The organism is Streptococcus sp. SPS1 (assembly GCF_030439915.1).
GTDB lineage: Bacteria > Bacillota > Bacilli > Lactobacillales > Streptococcaceae > Streptococcus.
On the sequence record NZ_JAQFJG010000001.1, the window covers coordinates 295,814 to 314,507 of the forward strand.

An 18,694-nucleotide genomic window follows, 5' to 3' on the forward strand; every position below is an offset into this window, starting at 1 on the left:
AGAAGGAAAGGGTTTCAAGAAAATTGTTTGGAAATTTTCAGGATAAAATTCTATAAAAACGGTAGTGTTTATTTGAAACATTTTTTCTAAAGGTATATACTATTAACATAGTTCAGATATGTTATTCAGTCCCTAATTTGAACTAATTTTTACAACTTTGCTGTTCTTTTATGAACGTTTGAATGGTATCGTGGATACCAAGGAGGAATCATATGTCTAAAGTTGCTATTGTCACAGGTGCAGGTCAAGGAATCGGTTTTGCAATCGCAAAACGATTGGTTCAAGATGGATTTAAGGTAGGAGTCTTAGACTACAATCCAGAAACAGCTGAAAAAGCTGTTGCAGAATTATCAGCTGAAAATGCCTTCGCTGTCGTGGCCGATGTTTCGAAACAGGCCGAAGTTTCACAAGCATTTCAAAAGGTTGTTGACCATTTTGGTGATTTGAATGTTGTCGTAAATAACGCTGGTGTTGCTCCAACTACTCCTCTTGATACAATTACTGAGGAACAATTTACACGCACTTTCGGTATCAACGTTGGTGGTGTCATTTGGGGTTCACAAGCTGCACAAGCGCAATTTAAAGCACTTGGCCACGGAGGTAAAATTATCAACGCAACTTCTCAAGCCGGTGTAGTCGGCAATCCAAATCTAACTGTTTATGGTGGAACCAAATTTGCTGTTCGTGGAATTACGCAAACATTAGCACGTGATCTAGCAGACTCAGGAATCACTGTTAACGCCTACGCACCAGGTATTGTGAAAACACCAATGATGTACGACATCGCTCATGAAGTTGGTAAAAATGCAGGAAAAGATGACGAGTGGGGTATGCAGACATTTGCAAAAGATATTACTCTAAAACGTCTATCTGAACCAGAAGATGTGGCTGCTGCTGTCAGCTTCCTTGCAGGACCAGATTCAAACTACATTACAGGACAAACCATTATCGTTGATGGTGGTATGCAATTCCATTAAGATACACAAAAAGAGGTTGGAAAATGATTCAACCTCTTTTATTAGTCTTCATTATTAGTTAGAAGGATACAATAGAAACTCTCTCAATAGGCAATATTAGCTTATCCCTAGTATTGAAAAGACTGGATAGCTTCTTTCAAGTCATCTTGTAAACTATTTCTCTGGTCAAGTTGGACATAGACTTCCAACAGACAGGATCTGAAGTTGGAAAGTTTATAAAAATCTTCTCTTTCTTCTATCGGGAAATCAAGTGACTTTATCCAAGAGGCTAGTGTCGCTTGCTCCAACTTCCCTTGTAAAATAGGTTCATAGATCACTCTGGCTAAACGCCAATCCTCATCATCTGTAAAGCGAATCGAAATTCTTTTAAATAGTTGGCCAAGTATCTCAAATACTTCATGAATTCTGTTTTTAGGAAAGTCTGGATGACAAACTACCTCTGTCAGTAAATCAGCTCCATGTGCAAAAGAGTGAACCCAACCATACTGACTTGAAAAACCTGTCGTGTCCTTTTCTTTTGAAAGATAGTACAAACCTTGATTTAAAAGGACATTACGAATTTCTGCTTTTAGTCTCTGATAGAAAATCGATTGCTGGTTGGCATCTGCAGACAAGAGATTTGCATAAATAAGCGCCCTAAAAGAACGTTCAAGTGTTGACAAGCCTACCTTATCAATCTCTTTGTCTAGTCCTCCATCAGCTAAGACAACCTCAGCAATGAAATGAAATTGTTCCTGTGTAAATAGCTCTTCCTGAATCCCCCTAGCAAAGGTTGTAAAAACAAGGTCATCACGAATTTCTGGAGAAGGATCTCCCAAATAATCAAGTAACCACTGGATTTCCTCCTGATGATAACTTGGTTTTTCTTCTGCTATTTTTCTAAGTAACTCTTGATACATGGTCAATACCTCTACATTTCTAGCAACTTGATATAATCTAGACCCCATTTCTCGACAGCATCTAAAACAATTCTGAATTCCTGCCCCATTTCAGTTAAGCTGTACTCAACTCGTGGGGGAACTTCGGCATAGACCTTTCGTTGAACAATCTTATCCTTTTCTAATTGACGGAGATGACGGGTCAAAATAGTTTGAGTAATCCCAGGCAATAATCTCTGCAATTCTTTAAATCGTTTAGTACCCGTACTCAACTGATAAATGATTACCAGTGCCCATTTCCCCGTTAAAACCCTCTGCGTTGTCGCAAATGGACAAATACCATACTCACTCACTTTATTTGTCATAAAATATCTTCTTTCTATTTTTTTAAAAAATTTATCTTTTAGTATCAATAAAAGTACCACTTTTGATACTAGCTATCGAAAAAGTGTCTACTTGTTTTTTAGATTGTAACTGTTACAATTATATCATAAAAAAGAAATGGAGAATAGATATGTCAACAAACTTAGAAATTTTCAACGCTTATAACCAAGCTTTAATTGCTGGTGACTTTCCTGGTGTCTTTGAAACGATGGCAGACGATATTATCTGGCATCAACCTGGTACTCATAGTATATCTGGTACAGTTGTTGGTAAGGACAAGCTAGGACCTCACTTGGCTACATTTGCTGAGAAAACTAATGGAACCTTTAAGGTGGTAACAAATTGGGTTTCTGACAATAAGGATTTTGTCGCAGCTAATGTTACTTTTCTTGGAACACGTGCTGATGGTACTGAACTCAATATGAACGGGATTGACCTCTTCCGTATTGAAGACGGAAAAATCAAAGAAGTTTGGCTCTTCTCTTCAGATCAAGCTGAAGAAGATAGCTTTTGGGGATAATTAAAGAGGCCAGGACAAAAAATTTTGATTTTAGGAATTCTTTATTATAAATTTTTAAAATCGATAGATTAGAAAAAAAGCTAACAAGACAGAATTCTGAGTGTCAGATAACTCGTTTTGTTCGCTTTTTATATTTAAAGTTAAACTTTTGTCCCAGACTCTTTTAATTTACTCTCCCAACTGGGCACTGTAGGCGATAATCTGGTCAACCGTGTCTGACAAGAATTGAATGGTATCACGGAGTGGTTTGTCTGTTGAAATATCGGCTCCGATAATCATGGCTGACTCAAGCGGTGTCTTGCTACCACCTGATTTGAGGAGATTGAGCCAGTCTTCAGCTCCATTCTCAGAGTTTTTAAGATGGAGGTAACCAGCTGTCGAGATAACTAGTCCTGCTGAGTAAGTGTAACTATACAAGCCCATGTAGTAGTGAGCTTGGCGCATCCAAGTCAGAGCTGCATCGTCGTCGATTTCAATAGCATCTCCCCAGAAATCCGTCAAAACTTCCTTCATAATGCTGTTGAGTTTGCTTGCCCCAAAGGTTTCTCCTTCTTCAATCAATGTATAAACCTTACGCTGGAAGGCTGCTTCCAAAAGGTGAGTGATAAAGTTATGGAAGTAGGTGTCTGTCAAGCGGTGAGCAAGAGCGAAGCGTTTTTGACGAGGGTCGTCAGACTGGTGCTCCAAGTAATCACTGAGAAGCAATTCATTGAAGGTCGAAGGCGCTTCAACATAGTAGGTCGACATGTGGGCATTAAAGTAGCTCTGGTGATTATCTGAAAAGATGAATTGACCAGAATGACCGATTTCATGAATCAAGGTATAGACATCGCTCAAACGACCTGTCCAGCTCATGAGGACATAAGGATGCACGCGATATGGGTCCGCCGCATAACCACCAGAATCCTTACCACTATTGGCAGCAAAGTCCACCCAGCGCTCTTCTTGATAGCGAGCAACTTCCTGACAATATTCTTGCCCCAAAGGTTCTACTGACTTCATGACCAAATCATAGGCGTCGTCAATGGTCACTTCAGGATTGAGGGCACTATCCAAATCCAATTTCCAGTCTGCAAAGGTCATCTTTTCAAGACCATTTACCTTGGCAACATGCTTGAGGTATCTCTGAGCAACGGGCGCAAAATCCTTCATGATGAGGTCAATCTGGCGGTCAAACATGGCACGGTCCACTTCTTGTTCAGCCAGAAGATAATCAAAGACTGAGTCGTAACCCTTCATATCTGCCAGTAGTTTTTCAGACTTGACTTGGGCTAGATAGGCTGCTGCAGCCGTATTTTGGTGCTTACGAAGACCTTCTGAGAAGGAACGGAAAGATTTCTCACGAACCTCAGCGTCCTCATGGTTTTGGTAGAAATTCTCATAGGTCACAAAGCTGTTTTTGTAGGTCTTGCCATGAGCTTCAAAGTCAGCCATTTCGAAATCCCCAGCTCGCATCTTAGTGTAAATATCCTGCGGACTGTAGAAAACTTCACCAAGATTGGTCAAGGACTTCTCCACATCAGCCCCTAGATAGTGGGCTTTTTTGATTTTTGCCTGACGAATGGCTGCAGTCAAATGTGGCAGCTCACCCAAACGATCCAAGACTTCCTCATCTGCTGCCACCAAGGCATCGTCAAAGAAGGTAAGAGCTACACTGGCATCTGTTTCAAATTCCATCCCAGCTTGGGCGATATTAGCAAATTCGTCATTGCTATAATCTGTCGTCTGAGGCATAAAGCCATAGTTTCCAATATGGCTCATCTGAATGTAGATTTGTTCCAATTCCGCAAAGGCTTTTTCAAAATCCTCAAAAGTATGAAGATTACCCTTGTGATCACGGCTAAATTGATTGATGTCTTCTCGAGCCTTCTCGATCGCACGCAAGAAATCTTCACGATCTTGGTATAGGGCCGTTAAATCCCAAAGTTCCTTCTCTGGAAATTCTGAACGGTGTTTTTGTTCCATTTTCTTCCTCTTATTTTCTCTAATTCTAATAAAACACTAAGGGCTGATAAGGCGTAAAGTGGTGCTGTTTCTGCTCGCAAGATACGAGGGCCAAGTCCTGCCAAGACTGCTCCCTTAGCTTCAAAACTCTCAATTTCTGCAGGTGACAGACCACCTTCTGGACCAAAGATAAAGAGCAGTTTGGCTCCTTTTTCAAGACCAGAGACCGCTTGTAAGAGCGCAGCAGTTTCTCCTTCTTTGGCCGACTCTTCATAGGCTACTATGATAGAGTCAAATTGGTCTAGTTGGACTAGAAAGTCTGATTTTTTCTCGAAAAGCTTGATACTTGGAACAACATTACGCTTGCTTTGTTCTGCTGCTCCAAGGGCAATTTTTTCTAGTTTTTCAACCTTTTTACCCAATTTCTTGCCATCCCACTTAGCAACGGACCAATCGGCAGGAAAGGCCCAGATTTGGCTAGCGCCTAGTTCTGTTACTTTCTGAGTAATAAACTCCAGCTTGTCTCCCTTGGGAAAACCTGATGCTATGGTCACTTGGATTGGTAGTTCTACATTGTCAGTTAATTCTTGGACCAACTCAAACTGACGAGTTTCCACATCCAGCACGCGCGCCAAACGTTTAATGCCATCATCAAAGACTAAAGTCACCTCATCGTCTTCTTTCAAGCGCATAACCTGAAACATATGCTTGCTGGTTTCCTTGTCCTCGATGGTGACAGGAGAGATAGCACTGCCTTTTACAAAATACTGCTGCATGCTAGCCTCCAATCACCCCTGAAATATCCTTGGTTTTCTTAAAGACACAGGCATTCCATTCCCCTTGAACCATGTGAGTTTCGAGGAAAAATCCAGCTGACTCAGCCGACTCGCGCACCATATCCCACTTGTCCTTGATAATGCCACTCATGATGAGGTAGCCTTCATCCTTGACCAAGCGATAAGCATCATCCGTCAGATGAATGAGAATATCCGCCAAGATATTAGCCACAATCACATCTGCCTCAATCTCAACTCCCTTAAGCAAGTCTCCAGCAGCAACATGGATATTTTCCATACCAGGGTTGAGCTCAATATTTTCCTGAGCAACACGAACCGCCACATCATCTAGGTCATAGGCGAAAATTTCCTTAGCTCCAAGTAGCGAGCTAGCAATGGAGAGGACGCCTGATCCAGTACCCACATCCAGCACCGTTTCGCCACCACGAAGGACCTGTTCCAAGGCAAAGAGGCTCATCTTAGTGGTTGGATGGGTTCCCGTTCCAAAGGCCATACCAGGGTCTAGCTTGATAATTTTTTCTCCCGCAGTCGCCTCATAGTCTGTCCAAGACGGCACGATGGTCAAGTCATGTGTAATACGAGCTGGCTCATAGTATTTCTTCCAGTTGTCTGCCCAGTCTTCCTCAGCCAAGGCAGTCGTCCCCATTTTGACCTCTCCCAAATCCATAAAATCTGTCAATTCTGCTAAGCGAGCCTGCAAATTTGCCTCAACCGTTGCTATATCAACCGTATCAGGGTAGTAGGCTGTCACTACGATTTCTTCTTGTTGTTCGACCTCTGGGAAAATTTCACCGAAGCGATCCACATTTCCCACATAATCCATACTGTCTTCAATCGCAACGCCTTGCGCTCCCAGCTCGATCAAGAGATTGGAAACCAACTCCTCTCCCTCACGCTTAACTGTAACTTTTAACTCTTGCCATGTTTCCATATTTAAGATACCAAGCCCGTAAAACACAAATCCAAAATAGGAAATTCTCTGAAGACGCTTGTGTCTAAGAGAAGTTTATCTTTTTGGCACAGTGTTTAGGGCGGGTTCAGTTTAAAAATTTAACCGAACCATCCTTTCTAATCACTTACTTTTAAATAATCTTTTAGTCTCTCTTGCAACTGAGGTACAACTTGACTGGAACTAAGAAACTCCTCCACATTCATGAGCTGATAACCCTGTCCTTCATCACCAAATACGATACTGTCAAACTGCTCCTGTGTCAACTGACCGACTAGAAATACAGATTGTTTATCCGCAAAAAGCATGCTTGGATAAACCTTCGCCCAAAGCAGACAATCCTCTGTCAGATGAATGCCCAGTTCTTCATAAACTTCACGCGCCACACACTCAAAAGGACTTTCATCGCCTTCACGTCCACCACCGGACAGTTCCCACATATTGGGCCAGGGAATGCTTGCCTTATCATCGCGTAAGATAGTCAAGAGCTTATTTCCACAAAACAAAGCAATCTTGCAGCCTGTGAAATCAGAAATCTCTACTTCCATGTTAGACTCCTTCGGTTAATTCCTTTTCCAGCTCGGATAACCAGTTTTGATAATAGCTTTTCTCATCCCGTAACATCCGGCTGCTATTCATTTTCTGTCTAGCAATCTTCATAGCCTTGTGAGTTTGAACTACATCTTTCTTTACCTTAAATTGATACCAAGCTTGAATGACCTGCATATCTGCTGTTTTTAGAGATAAAAAGGATTTGACCCCTCGAATACTTGCATATTCTTCCGCTTTCTTATTATCTCCTTCCATCAGAGCAATTTGAAGAAGGTATAATTGAGAACTAGTTTTAGACATTGGATTATCTGTTTTCTCTAGCACAGACTGAAACTGTTGCTTTGCAAGTTCTATATTATCATCCAATATGAATACCAACCCCTGAAGAGTCTGAACACTTTCTGCAAAACTCCCTCTCGCCTCCTCATCAACAGGCATGATAAAGTCTTTTAAATCATATTCTTGAGGAGCTAGCAAGGTCTGGGCAGAATGCCTCAACATCAGGTAGGCGTATTTCGTATTTTCAGGGTGTTGTAGCAATTCCCAAATTTTTGCTCCATCGGTGATGCCGACTGGCAAAATGTTATTTAGGAAGAAAGACAAATTAAGAAAAATCCAAGTCCCTGCAAAATACCAGCTTCTTGTCAAAAATCCAAACACTATCGCCAATAATATCAAGCTGAGATGAACCATCAAGCCTCCTGAAAGCATCAGGATGATTCTTTGATCGCTTTCATCCTCTTTTAAACCAATGTATTGAGCACCAACATTTTTCAGAATGGCTGTTCTACTAAGATGAAACCTGCCTGACTTTTTGGTCAAAATAAAATGTCCTAACCCAAAAGCCACCAGCCGATAGCCTGTCAAGTAGCCACAAAAAGCATGTCCCAGCTCATGAAGAATCAAGATTAAATACATACTTAGAAGAGCGAAGGCATAACCAAAAGTAAAGACTAAAACTGCAGAATACCCCAACTCTGCAAATGCGATTGTTCCACAAGCACAAGCCAGTATAATAAAGACAACAGCTAGCACATAAACCAAATAAATCCCAATTTTCTTCATAAAATCTCCATTCAACTCCTAGTATCTCGGATAAGGATAAAACTCTCCCTCTTCCAAGCCTACTTTTCCTTCTTCAAAGACTTCTTGGTTCCATTCCATGACGAACTCTTCTGCTTCTGGGTCTTCCAAAAAGTCCATAAGGGCGTCTAGTCCAACCTCAGCAGTATCTTTGAGGAATAGCGCAAAATAAGCTAAAAACTCACGAGAAAATCCTTTTTTAGGTAGGTAAGGAATGACCGTCAAATAGTCTTCTGCATTGACTGTTGATTTGGCAGGATTGTAAAAAAGCACTGCTTCTTCAAAGAGAATGTCATCTGATGAAACCTCTCCATCTTCATCCACCATCTCCACACCTGCAGCATTTTGCGCTTCCAATAGAAAACTCACTTCTACCGCGTGATTGCGCTTGTCCCAACTAATCTCAAAGTCAAAGGGAAAATTCTTCTCCAACTCTTCCTCTAAAACATCTAAAAATCCATATGTTGCCATTTTGTCCTCTTTCTATGCGACTCTTAAATCGCCCCGATTGCTCGGAAATATGCTAAAATAGATACTACCATCTTACCACATATACATCAGAAAATCCACGCTAGAAAGGACTGCTATGCCAGACAATCTCGCGCTTCGTATGCGCCCTAAAACCATCGACCAGGTCATTGGTCAGGAACATCTGGTCGGACAAGGAAAAATCATCCGCCGCATGGTGGAAGCCAACCGCCTGTCCTCCATGATTCTCTATGGCCCTCCTGGAATCGGCAAAACCAGTATTGCCTCTGCCATCGCAGGGACGACCAAGTATGCCTTTCGAACTTTCAATGCGACAGTAGATAGTAAAAAACGACTGCAAGAAATCGCGGAAGAGGCTAAATTTTCTGGTGGTCTCGTCCTATTGCTAGACGAGATTCATCGTCTTGACAAGACTAAACAAGACTTCCTCTTGCCACTCTTGGAAAGTGGACTGGTCATCATGATTGGAGCAACGACTGAAAATCCTTTCTTTTCTGTCACTCCTGCCATTCGTAGCCGTGTTCAAATTTTTGAGTTGGAACCTCTGTCTAACCAAGACGTCAAAGAGGCTCTTCAGATAGCTCTAAATAACCCTGAGCGTGGTTTTGATTTTCCAGTAGAACTAGATGAGGATGCGCTGGATTTCATTGCTACCTCTACAAACGGAGACCTTCGCTCTGCCTTTAACTCACTGGACTTGGCTGTTCTTTCTACCCCTGAGAATGACGAGGGCATCCGCCATATCACTCTAGACATCATGGAAAATAGCCTGCAGAGGAGCTACATTACCATGGATAAGGATGGGGATGGACATTATGACGTACTCTCAGCCCTGCAAAAGTCCATACGAGGTTCGGATGTCGATGCCAGTCTTCACTATGCTGCTCGCTTGATTGAGGCTGGTGATTTGCCAAGTCTCGCTCGTCGTTTGACTGTTATCGCTTATGAAGATATCGGTTTGGCCAATCCTGAAGCCCAGATTCATACCATGACTGCTCTGGATGCTGCTCAAAAGATTGGTTTCCCAGAAGCCCGCATTCTCATTGCCAATGTCGTCATTGATTTAGCCCTTTCTCCGAAATCCAACTCAGCCTATGTAGCTATGGACAAGGCACTTGCTGACCTCAAAACATCAGGGCACTTGCCTATTCCGCGACACCTGCGTGATGGGCACTACAGCGGTAGCAAGGAACTGGGGAATGCCCAAGACTATCTCTATCCACACAACTATCCTGGAAATTGGGTCAAGCAAGACTATCTGCCAGAAAAAATTCGTAATCATCACTATTTCCAAGCAGAAGATACTGGTAAATATGAACGGGCTTTGTCTCAAAGAAAGGAAGCTATCGACCGTTTGCGAAAAATCTGAAATCCTTTTCAAAAAATTGCACTTTCCTCTTGATTTTTTTTGAAAAAGTGGTATCATATAAACATAGAAACGCTGTGGTGTACGACTTCACACTTAAGTGTTGACCGACTATTTTTTGTATTATTAGGGAAACAAAAGTCTTCTAACAGCATGTAGGCCGTCTCACACGGAAACAGCTTCAGTTAGAGCGAGTTGCCCACCTGCTTAATTGCGCGGGTTCAATACAAACCGTGAAGTTTCGGCACCAATACAGCTTTTTTATTTGCCTCCTTAGCTCAGCTGGCAGAGCAGCGGACTCTTAATCCGTGGGTCACAGGTTCGATCCCTGTAGGGGGCATCTACATACAACAGGAAAAGCCTTGAGTAAAGGCTTTTTTTCGTATCTGTTCTACTTTTGGTCAACCAATGGATATTAAAGATATAATTTTGTAAACACCCTTTCCAGATAGCTCTAATCTGATTGCACTTAAAATTTTAAAAAATTTAAAACAAAAGTCTTGCTTTTCTTTTAATTTATGCTATACTTGTTCTTGCGCCTGATACAAGTTTATCAAAAGAGGAGTTCAGATGGATACAAAATTCTCAGTTGCTTTGCATATCTTAACAATGATTAGTGAAAGCAAGGAAACCTTAAGTTCTCAAGCACTAGCTACTAGTGTCGGGACCAATGCTAGTTACATTCGAAAAGTGATCGCCTTGTTGAAAAATGCAGATTTGATTCATTCCCAGCAAGGAAAAACAGGCTATCAACTCAGTAAGTCTCCAAAGAAAATGACTTTACTAGAGATCTACTATGCTACTCAAGAAATCAATCACATTAGTTTATTCCCTGTTCATCAAAATAGTAATCCCGATTGTCCCGTTGGAAAACATATCCAAGGAGCAGTTTCGCCGCTTTTCGCTAGTGCCGAATCTCAATTAGAGAAGGAATTAGCAAATCAAACTTTAGAAGATGTCATTGACAATCTATATAAACAAGCCAAACAAGTCCGAAACTGATTTGCTTACAAATCAGTTTTTACTAAAAACAACATGTACTTGTATCTAATTCAAGTATACATAGTCGTATTAAAAAAGAAAAGATAAGACAATGAAAGCCGCACAACACACTACTTATAACAAAAATAATATCACACTGAACATCACAGAAATCGCTAAACCAAGTATTACAGACAAAGAAGTTTTAGTTAAAGTCACCGCAGCTGGTGTTAATCCTCTCGATAACATGATCTCTCGTGGTGAGGTTAAGATGATTGTTCCCTGCAAACTTCCTCAAACTGCAGGTAACGAAGTGGTTGGTATCGTTGAAAGCATTGGCAAGAAAGTTAACAACTTTCAGGTAGGAGATCGTGTCTTTGGCCGTCTGCCACTTGATCATATCGGCGCCTTTGCAGAATACGTAGCTGTCAATAGCCAAGCCTTAGCCAAGGTTCCAGACTATCTATCAGACGAGGAAGCAGCTGCTGTTCCTCTTACTGCCTTGACTATCATGCAGGCTCTTGACCTCATGGGCGCTCAAGCTGGGAAAACGATCTTTATTTCTGGTGGTACTGGAGGTGTCGGTGGAATGGCCATTCCGATTGCCAAGGCCAAAGGTTTGAAGGTCATCACCAATGGAGCTGGAGATAACGCTGAGCGTGTCTTGAAACTAGGAGCAGATAGATTTATCGATTACAAAACAGAGGATTACACAAAAACCGTTAGCCAGGTTGATTATGTTCTCGATACTCTCGGTGGAGCTGAAACTGAAAAACAAATGTCTATCATGAAAAAAGATGGTCAGCTTGTTTCCCTTCGTGCTATGCCAAACGGTGCCTTTGCCAAACGCATGAATCTACCAAAATGGAAACAGATGATTCTTGGCTTAGCAGGTCGCAAATTTGATAAAATAGCGAAAAAATATGGCGTCCACTACCATTTTATCTTTGTAGGAAGCAATGGCGCTCAATTACAAGAGGTAGCTGACCTCTTTAGCAAATTAGAAATCAAACCCTCTATCGATACAGTTTATCCATTTGAAGAGGTAAATAGCGCTTTGGACAAGGTTGCTAACGGTCGCTCTCGTGGTAAAACAGTTCTCAGCTTTAAGAAATAAAAAAGGAAAAAATCATGTCATATATTACAACAAAAAATCAATACATCACAGTCGACGGGAACAAAATCTCTTATCGCGAACTTAGTAAAGGCAAATCAAAACTACCTCTTCTGATGCTAGTCCATTTGGCAGCAACTCTCGATAACTGGGATCCTAAACTCTTAGACCTGATTACTGAAAAGCACCATATCATTGTAGTCGATCTTCCTGGTGTTGGAGCTAGTCAGGGCAAAGTTGCTCCGACTATTCCTGGAATGGCTGAGCAGACAATTGACTTTGTAAAAGCGCTTGGTTACGATAAAATCAATCTTCTTGGCCTTTCTATGGGAGGTATGATTGCCCAAGAAATCATCCGAATAAATCCTACTCTAGTCAATCGTTTGATCTTGGCTGGAACAGGACCTCGAGGTGGAAAAGAGGTCGATAAGGTAACAGGGAAAACCTTTAACTATATGTTTAAAGCGGGACTCGAGCTCATCGATCCTAAACGCTATATCTTCTATAATCATGATAAACAAGGGAAAATTGAAGCCTTGAAAGTCCTAGGACGAATGGGGATGAGAACAAAGGAATTTGCGGATAAAGACATGAACCTATCAGGATTCCTAACTCAACTCAAAGCTATTAAACGGTGGGGGAAAGATCCTCAGGACGACCTAAGATTTATCACTCAACCAACCTTAATCGTCAACGGGGATAAGGATATGCAGGTTCCAACGGAAAATTCTTATGATATGCATGAAAAAATAAAAGATAGTAAACTGATTATCTATCCAAATGCTGGCCACGGTTCGATCTTCCAATATGCAGACGAATTTTCAACAGAACTAATAGCTTTCTTGGAGGACTAATATGGTCAAAACCATTCTGATTACAGGTGCTACTGACGGTATCGGTAAACATTTGGCAAAGAAATTGGCCAGTGAAGGGCATCATGTCATCCTCCATGGTCGCAATCCTCAAAAACTTGAGCTGGCGCTTCAAGAGGTTCGGGCAGTTTCCTTGATAGGCAGAGTTTCTAACTACCTTGCCGATTTTTCCAAATTAGACGATGTTTATCGATTTGTAGAGGAAATCAAGCGAGACTTTCAAAGTATCGATGTCTTATTTAACAATGCAGGCCTGTATGCTGGAAAAGAACGAAAAGCGAGTGCTGAAAATGTCGAGTTGACTTTTATGTTATCCGTTCTCGTTCCCTATATATTAACAACTGAGCTAAGTTCCTTGTTAGAAAAAGCGGCTGACGGCCGTGTTATCAATACTTCTTCCTATATGCATCATTTTGCCAAGGTTAAGGATTTAGACTTTGGATTTGAGAACAGCTATAATCCAGGATTGGCCTACAATAATTCCAAACTTTACACTATTTGGATGACACGCTATCTGGCCAGAGAATTCTTTCTAAAAGATTCAAGCATCACCATCAATGCCTATCATCCAGGTTTGATTTCAACCAACTTAGGGAATGATTCCAGTGATGAAAAGGCGAAAAAGTCTCTCTTCGGACGCTTGATGAAGTCACTCTCTAAGAATTTAAACGAGGGAATTAAAACAGGCTACTACCTCACCTTATCAGAAGAAATCACTGGTTTGACTGGCTACTATTTTGATGAGAAGAAAGTGAAATCTGTATCTGAAAAAGCCTATACTTTTGAGAAAGCTCGAGATTTAATCACTTACTGTAATGATAAAATTAAGTTATTCAAACAGAAATCTGCTCTGCTTAATTAGAAAAAAGTTCTCTTTCCATTTTGCTAGAAAGAGAACTTTTTCTTTAGGAGAAATAACTTAATTTTTAATCGATTCGTGATAGCTCAGCTGGCACCGTTAAGTAATAAGTTGCCGTCAAGCTTGCTTCACCTTGATTGACAAAAATCTCGATGGAATTTTTATCTAAAATAACATCCAATTCTTTAGCTTCAATATCTACATACCGTCGACTAGTGTCCTGTTCTTCTTCACCTAGAATTTTTTGAACAAGATGGCTACGATCAATGTAAACTTGCTGCGCATTACTGTCATAACCAAATTCAAGATAATCTGTATCATTTCCTAAATGGTAATGACAATCTTTATCTATTTGGATGTGATATTGGCCTTTTTTAACAGGGAATTGTCTTAGTTTGCCATCTTCCAACCTTAGAATTCTAGGTAAAGTCATGGCACATGCCCACTTGTGTTCTTGGTCATGGGTTGGAAGGGTACGCCCCCATGTCTGCATCCAAGCAATCAGGATACGACGATTTTGATCGTCCAACAATGTTTGAGGCGCATAGAAGTCTTGTCCATGATCAATTTCTTGAACTGATTCTGGGATAAAACGTTTTTCTCCCCAATCTACCTTACCCGTGAACAAAACCGATGAGTTGATGTTATGATATGAGTCTCCCTCACGCTGATAACGCATGGGTGACATAATAAGGCAATCCTTCCCATCTAACTCAAAGTAATCTGGGCATTCCCACATAAAGCCTTGGTGTTCTACCCCTTTTAAAAAGATGGATTCGAACTGCCATTCTACTAGGTTATCGGACCCTAGTAGAACGATACAGCCTACATTATCCTTGTGTTTGGCAGCTACTACGGAGTAATAGCGTCCATCTTTTTCAAAGAGTTTTGGATCACGGAAATCAGCAGCAATCAACTCATCTGGCAAGTCTGCTCCAGTTGCAACTGGATTTTGTTCAATCTTTTCAAAGTGAATCCCGTCGTCTGAAAATGCTATATTTTGCACTTGACGAACACCGGTTTCTTCTTCGATATGCCCAGTATACATGAGCCAGAGGCGATCGTCTTTGACGATAGCTGATCCTGAGAAGCAACCATTGCGGTCGTAGTCTTGGTCAGGAGCAAGTGCCACAGGCAAGTGCTCCCAAGTCACCAAGTCCTTACTTTTAGCATGACCCCAGTGCATAGGCCCCCAAACACTATCATATGGATAGAATTGATAAAAGAGATGGTATTCTCCACGAAAATAGACAAATCCATTTGGATCATTGATCCAACCAATCTCAGCTGAAAAATGTTCTTTAGGCTTATATTGAGTATTTACGAGATGTTTATTTTCTGCTATAAAACGATTGGCTTTTTCTACTGTGTATTTCTTATCTCCCATAATCAACCTCTAGTTTTTGTTTGCTTGGTATTGGTCGTAATATTTTTGTTTAATAGCGAGGTAATCTGAAAGTCCGTATTTTTCAAGCTCTTTCTTGTAATCATCCCACTCAGCATCAATATTGCCATTTACAATCCATTCAGCACGTTTACGGTAGATATAGTCATTCATATCTGCCTCGATATGGGCAATCTTGTCCAAATCTTCCTGTGTCATAAAGACTCTTGGATAGTTATTGTCATTGCTCATGTAAGGAACATAATATTCTTTGATAAGATCCAAACGCCATTTGGCATCGTCAGGCATAGTTGTCACTTTACCATAGTATGAATCTAGGATAGCTAGTGGTCCTCCTACTTCAGTCTTTTGACGAAGTTCTGCTGGTGCAGTTCCGTTTAGTGGTAAGTGTTTGAGGCTGTTAGTTGCTTGGTCAAATTCAAAGATGTTTTGTTGTTTGTCATCTCCGTAAGTTCCCCAGTTATTTTGCACAGATTGGAGTGGAGCGTATTGTGCATCAATCCATTTAGCTGTCAATTCTAGGTTTTTGTTTACACTAGTAATAACCATCTTGTCACGCGCAAATCCCATACCGTTTGTACGAGCTACGTGTTTTTGACCACTTGGCCCAGCAAGTACTGGTAAAACATCATAACTTTCATTACTTCCAGTAACATTACTCTTATCCCATGTAAAGTAAACACCAAATTTCTGATCATGACCTTTAGCAATGTAACTATTCCAATCATGTTCGAAAGCTTCTTTATCAATCAAGCCTTTTTCTTGCAATTGACGGATAAATTTGACACCTTCTTTATAGTTATCATTATCTGCTGTGAAGTCAACTTTGCCATCATTTCCAACTACTAAATGATCATCGTTATCCCCTATACCAAATGCAGCAAATAGGAATTTAAAATCTTCGTTTCCGTTACCACTAATAAATGTAAATGGAATTTCATCAGCCTCTCCATTTCCATTTGGATCCCCGTTTTTGAAAGCTTCTAGGACTTTAATCAGATCATCAGTAGTTTTTGGCATTTCAAGACCAAGTTTCTTAAGCCAATCTTTGTTAATCCAAGCCATATCGTTGACACTATGGATAGATTCTTTGCCTTCTCCAAGCTCCTCAATCCATGGGAATGAATAGATGTGTCCATCAGGTGCTGTCATCAAGGCCTTGTATTCTGGTTTCTCATCCAAAATTTTCTTAAGATTTGGCATGTATTTATCAATCAAATCTTCAACTGGAATGATAACACCTTTTTTAGCCCAGTTCATCAAGTCCACATCTGAAGCTCCGTCGTTGTGGATAGCATCTGGTAAATCACCACTAGAAATATCCAAGTTACGTTTTTCTGCAAAGTCGGATTGGTAGTTGGTCCAGTCAATATGAACGCCAGTTTCCTTCTCCAAACGTTGCAAAATCAATTTTTCATTTGGGTCTTTGGGTGCTAACGGTGAACTGGCTGTCATAAACTTCAATGTTTTCTTTTCTTGAAGCGGGAATGTTACACCTTCCAACTTATAATCTGGACTTGAAGCTGTATTTTTTGAGCCACAGGCTGCAAGTACTGCTAAACTAGCTGTCAACAAAACTGCTGATTTTGTGAATGTTTTGAATTTCATGAGAAAACTCCTTTTATTTTTTCTTTTTTTATCCTTTAAGTGAACCAGCCATAATTCCTTTATCAAAGTATTTTTGGAAGAATGGATACATAACAATCAATGGCAAGCTGGAAATGACGATAGTTGCGTATTTAATCAATTCAGCTAAACGTTTCATTTCATTCATAGCCGCTTGTGCTCCAATCATGTCTTGACCTGGTTGGCTCTGAATGAGAATTTTACGAAGTACAAGTTGCAATGGTTCCAAGTTTGGATCCTTGATATAAATCATTGCATCAAAGTATGAGTTCCACTGTCCTACAAAAGCATAGAGAAAGAGAACAAACATAATTGGTTTTGCAAGAGGAAGCATGATTTTGAAGAAAATCTGCAAATCATTTGCACCATCAATGACGGCTGCTTCTACCAATTCTTCAGGCAATCCTTGGAAATAGGCCCTAGCAAGAATAATATTCCAAACATTGACAGCACCTGGAACGATGATTGCCCATGGAGTATTCAGCATTCCCAAATCTTTTACCAGCAAGTAAGTTGGGACTAAACCACCACCAAAGAACATGGTTACAATCAAGAAGTAGTTAATCCAACGGCGCCCTACCAAGTCTTTCTTAGAAAGAGGATAAGCTGTAAACACAGATAGCAATACTGTTAAAGCCGCAAAGCCAAAAGAGTATAGTAGAGAATTGATAAAGCCTCTTAGAATAGATTGGTCACTGAATACACGCTGGTAACCTTCTACCGTCCAATCGGCTGGATTAAAGCTAATCCCTCTACTAACTAGAACTTTAGGATCCATAAAGGATGCTACGACGATATAAAGTAAAGGAAGTAAGGTTATCAAAACGATAAAGACAATAATGATTTTATTTAAGAGTAAGATACGTCTATCAAATTTTGTATCCATAATCGAATTTTTCATACTTTCCTCCTTAAATTCCTTCACCATTATTCATGCGTTTAACGATTTGGTTAACTGCAACAAGCAATACTACGTTAATCACTGCATTAAACAAACCAACCGCTGTTGAGTAAGAATAGTCTCCTGATACAAGACCAACTTTATAGACATATGTAGAGATAATTTCAGACGTTGGCAAGTTCAACGATGTCTGCATCAAGAATGCTTTTTCATATCCGACATTCATAATTCCACCTGCAGCTAAAACAAATTGGATAACCATAATAGGCTTAAGAGCTGGAATATCAATGTGCCAGATTCGTTGGAAGATATTAGCTCCATCCAATCGGGCTGCTTCTACTAAGGCTGGATCTACATTTACCAATGTTGCTGTGTAGAGCGTTGAAGCCCAGCCCATTCCTTGCCAGATACCACTAAAGATGTATAAAGGTCTAAAGAAGTCTGGATTTGTCAAGAAGTCAGCCTTCATTCCAAACATAGAGAGAAAATTGTTAATTGGTCCTCCCACTGAAAAGAAGAGGAAAATCATACCGACAATAACAACGACTGAGATAAAGTTTGGTGCGTATAAAATGAGCTGAATTCGTTTTTTGACTTTTTCACTCAAGAGTTGATTGAGCATAATAGCAAGAATGATTGGTGGTAAAAAGCCAAGCAATAAACCATAGATACTTAATTTTAAGGTATTGGCTAACAAGATACCAAAGTTGGGAGAGGATATGAATTTTGTAAACTCAGAAAAACCAATCCAATCACTCCCCAAAATTCCTTTTAAGGGATTATAATCTTTAAATGCGATTAAAACCCCATACATAGGGATATATTTAAAGATAAAGGTTAAAACTAAACCAGGGACAGTCATCAATAACAAGAGTTTTTGTTTCTTGATTCTTTCCCAAAGAGAAACTTGCTTCGCTTTGCTATTCATAGCAACCTCCTTTTTTTGAAACGTTTCATTTTTGCTTGGAAAAGATAGCGCTTGGCGCTGTCTATTTAT

19 protein-coding genes and 1 tRNA gene are annotated in these 18,694 nt (G+C 40.4%); 8 read left to right on the forward strand and 12 right to left on the reverse strand.

The annotated features are described in order from the left end of the window. Positions 1-212 precede the first annotated feature (212 nt). Positions 213-977: a (S)-acetoin forming diacetyl reductase gene (locus PCY12_RS01495; RefSeq protein ID WP_267240727.1), complete on the forward strand. Its 765-nt coding sequence runs from the start codon at positions 213-215 to the stop codon at positions 975-977. Positions 978-1,084: 107 nt separating this feature from the next. Here the strand turns inward: PCY12_RS01495 and PCY12_RS01500 are convergent, their stop codons facing one another. Together PCY12_RS01500 and PCY12_RS01505 are read right to left on the reverse strand one after the other, a co-directional pair. Then, a complete protein-coding gene (locus PCY12_RS01500; RefSeq protein WP_301351265.1) occupies positions 1,085-1,876 on the reverse strand; it encodes a DUF2785 domain-containing protein in 792 nt (263 codons plus the stop codon). Positions 1,877-1,887: 11 nt separating this feature from the next. Next, on the reverse strand, positions 1,888-2,220 hold the full coding sequence (locus PCY12_RS01505; protein WP_301351193.1) for a helix-turn-helix domain-containing protein: 333 nt from the start codon (positions 2,218-2,220) through the stop codon (positions 1,888-1,890). Between the two features lie 149 nt (positions 2,221-2,369). Here PCY12_RS01505 and PCY12_RS01510 point away from each other — a divergent pair, with 149 nt between their 5' ends. After that, positions 2,370-2,759, forward strand: coding sequence for a nuclear transport factor 2 family protein (locus tag PCY12_RS01510; RefSeq protein WP_261024958.1), 390 nt, complete (start codon positions 2,370-2,372; stop codon positions 2,757-2,759). Positions 2,760-2,927: 168 nt separating this feature from the next. Here PCY12_RS01510 and pepF read toward each other — a convergent pair whose 3' ends face one another. The 6 genes from pepF to PCY12_RS01540 form a co-directional block, all read right to left on the reverse strand. Then, entirely contained in the window at positions 2,928-4,724 is a 1,797-nt protein-coding gene (pepF, locus tag PCY12_RS01515; protein WP_301351194.1) for an oligoendopeptidase F, read from the reverse strand. Then, positions 4,673-5,479, reverse strand: a complete 807-nt coding sequence (locus PCY12_RS01520; protein WP_301351195.1) for a 16S rRNA (uracil(1498)-N(3))-methyltransferase — start codon at positions 5,477-5,479, stop codon at positions 4,673-4,675. The genes pepF and PCY12_RS01520 overlap by 52 nt, the downstream gene beginning before the upstream one ends. Position 5,480: 1 nt before the next feature. Continuing rightward, entirely contained in the window at positions 5,481-6,431 is a 951-nt protein-coding gene (prmA, locus tag PCY12_RS01525; RefSeq protein WP_173213187.1) for a 50S ribosomal protein L11 methyltransferase, read from the reverse strand. A 137-nt stretch (positions 6,432-6,568) separates the two neighbouring features. Next, entirely contained in the window at positions 6,569-6,997 is a 429-nt protein-coding gene (locus PCY12_RS01530; RefSeq protein ID WP_301351196.1) for an NUDIX hydrolase, read from the reverse strand. A 1-nt stretch (position 6,998) separates the two neighbouring features. Next, the gene (locus tag PCY12_RS01535) at positions 6,999-8,066 is read right to left on the reverse strand and encodes a M50 family metallopeptidase (RefSeq protein WP_301351197.1); all 1,068 of its coding nucleotides are present in this window, start codon (positions 8,064-8,066) and stop codon (positions 6,999-7,001) included. Between the two features lie 18 nt (positions 8,067-8,084). After that, on the reverse strand, positions 8,085-8,555 hold the full coding sequence (locus PCY12_RS01540; RefSeq protein ID WP_049531867.1) for a DUF3013 family protein: 471 nt from the start codon (positions 8,553-8,555) through the stop codon (positions 8,085-8,087). 115 nt (positions 8,556-8,670) lie between these two features. On the opposite strand from PCY12_RS01540, the gene PCY12_RS01545 reads away from it, so the two are divergent. From PCY12_RS01545 to PCY12_RS01570, 6 genes are all read left to right on the forward strand, one after another. Further along, the gene (locus tag PCY12_RS01545) at positions 8,671-9,942 is read left to right on the forward strand and encodes a replication-associated recombination protein A (protein WP_301351198.1); all 1,272 of its coding nucleotides are present in this window, start codon (positions 8,671-8,673) and stop codon (positions 9,940-9,942) included. 264 nt (positions 9,943-10,206) lie between these two features. After that, positions 10,207-10,279 (forward strand) — tRNA-Lys (locus PCY12_RS01550). A gap of 230 nt (positions 10,280-10,509) precedes the next feature. Then, complete coding sequence (locus tag PCY12_RS01555; protein WP_261443565.1) at positions 10,510-10,941, forward strand: Rrf2 family transcriptional regulator; 432 nt, start codon at positions 10,510-10,512, stop codon at positions 10,939-10,941. A 91-nt stretch (positions 10,942-11,032) separates the two neighbouring features. Further along, the gene (locus tag PCY12_RS01560) at positions 11,033-12,037 is read left to right on the forward strand and encodes an NADP-dependent oxidoreductase (RefSeq protein ID WP_301351199.1); all 1,005 of its coding nucleotides are present in this window, start codon (positions 11,033-11,035) and stop codon (positions 12,035-12,037) included. A 14-nt stretch (positions 12,038-12,051) separates the two neighbouring features. Next, complete coding sequence (locus tag PCY12_RS01565) at positions 12,052-12,888, forward strand: alpha/beta hydrolase (RefSeq protein ID WP_301351200.1); 837 nt, start codon at positions 12,052-12,054, stop codon at positions 12,886-12,888. Position 12,889: 1 nt separating this feature from the next. Next, entirely contained in the window at positions 12,890-13,768 is an 879-nt protein-coding gene (locus PCY12_RS01570) for an SDR family NAD(P)-dependent oxidoreductase (protein WP_301351201.1), read from the forward strand. A gap of 64 nt (positions 13,769-13,832) precedes the next feature. Here the strand turns inward: PCY12_RS01570 and PCY12_RS01575 are convergent, their stop codons facing one another. Genes PCY12_RS01575 through PCY12_RS01590 form a run of 4 tightly spaced genes read right to left on the reverse strand, consistent with a single transcriptional unit; the run spans position 13,833 to position 18,625 of the window. Continuing rightward, a complete protein-coding gene (locus PCY12_RS01575; RefSeq protein WP_301351202.1) occupies positions 13,833-15,152 on the reverse strand; it encodes a glycoside hydrolase family 32 protein in 1,320 nt (439 codons plus the stop codon). Positions 15,153-15,161: 9 nt separating this feature from the next. Beyond that, positions 15,162-16,778 (reverse strand): ABC transporter substrate-binding protein, encoded by a 1,617-nt coding sequence (locus PCY12_RS01580; protein ID WP_301351203.1) that lies wholly within the window; start codon positions 16,776-16,778, stop codon positions 15,162-15,164. 28 nt (positions 16,779-16,806) lie between these two features. After that, positions 16,807-17,697: a carbohydrate ABC transporter permease gene (locus tag PCY12_RS01585; protein WP_000797956.1), complete on the reverse strand. Its 891-nt coding sequence runs from the start codon at positions 17,695-17,697 to the stop codon at positions 16,807-16,809. Positions 17,698-17,707: 10 nt separating this feature from the next. Continuing rightward, positions 17,708-18,625 carry a sugar ABC transporter permease gene (locus PCY12_RS01590; RefSeq protein ID WP_001084979.1) on the reverse strand — a complete coding sequence of 306 codons (918 nt, stop codon included), beginning with the start codon at positions 18,623-18,625 and terminating at the stop codon, positions 17,708-17,710. Between the last annotated feature and the right edge of the window lie 69 nt (positions 18,626-18,694).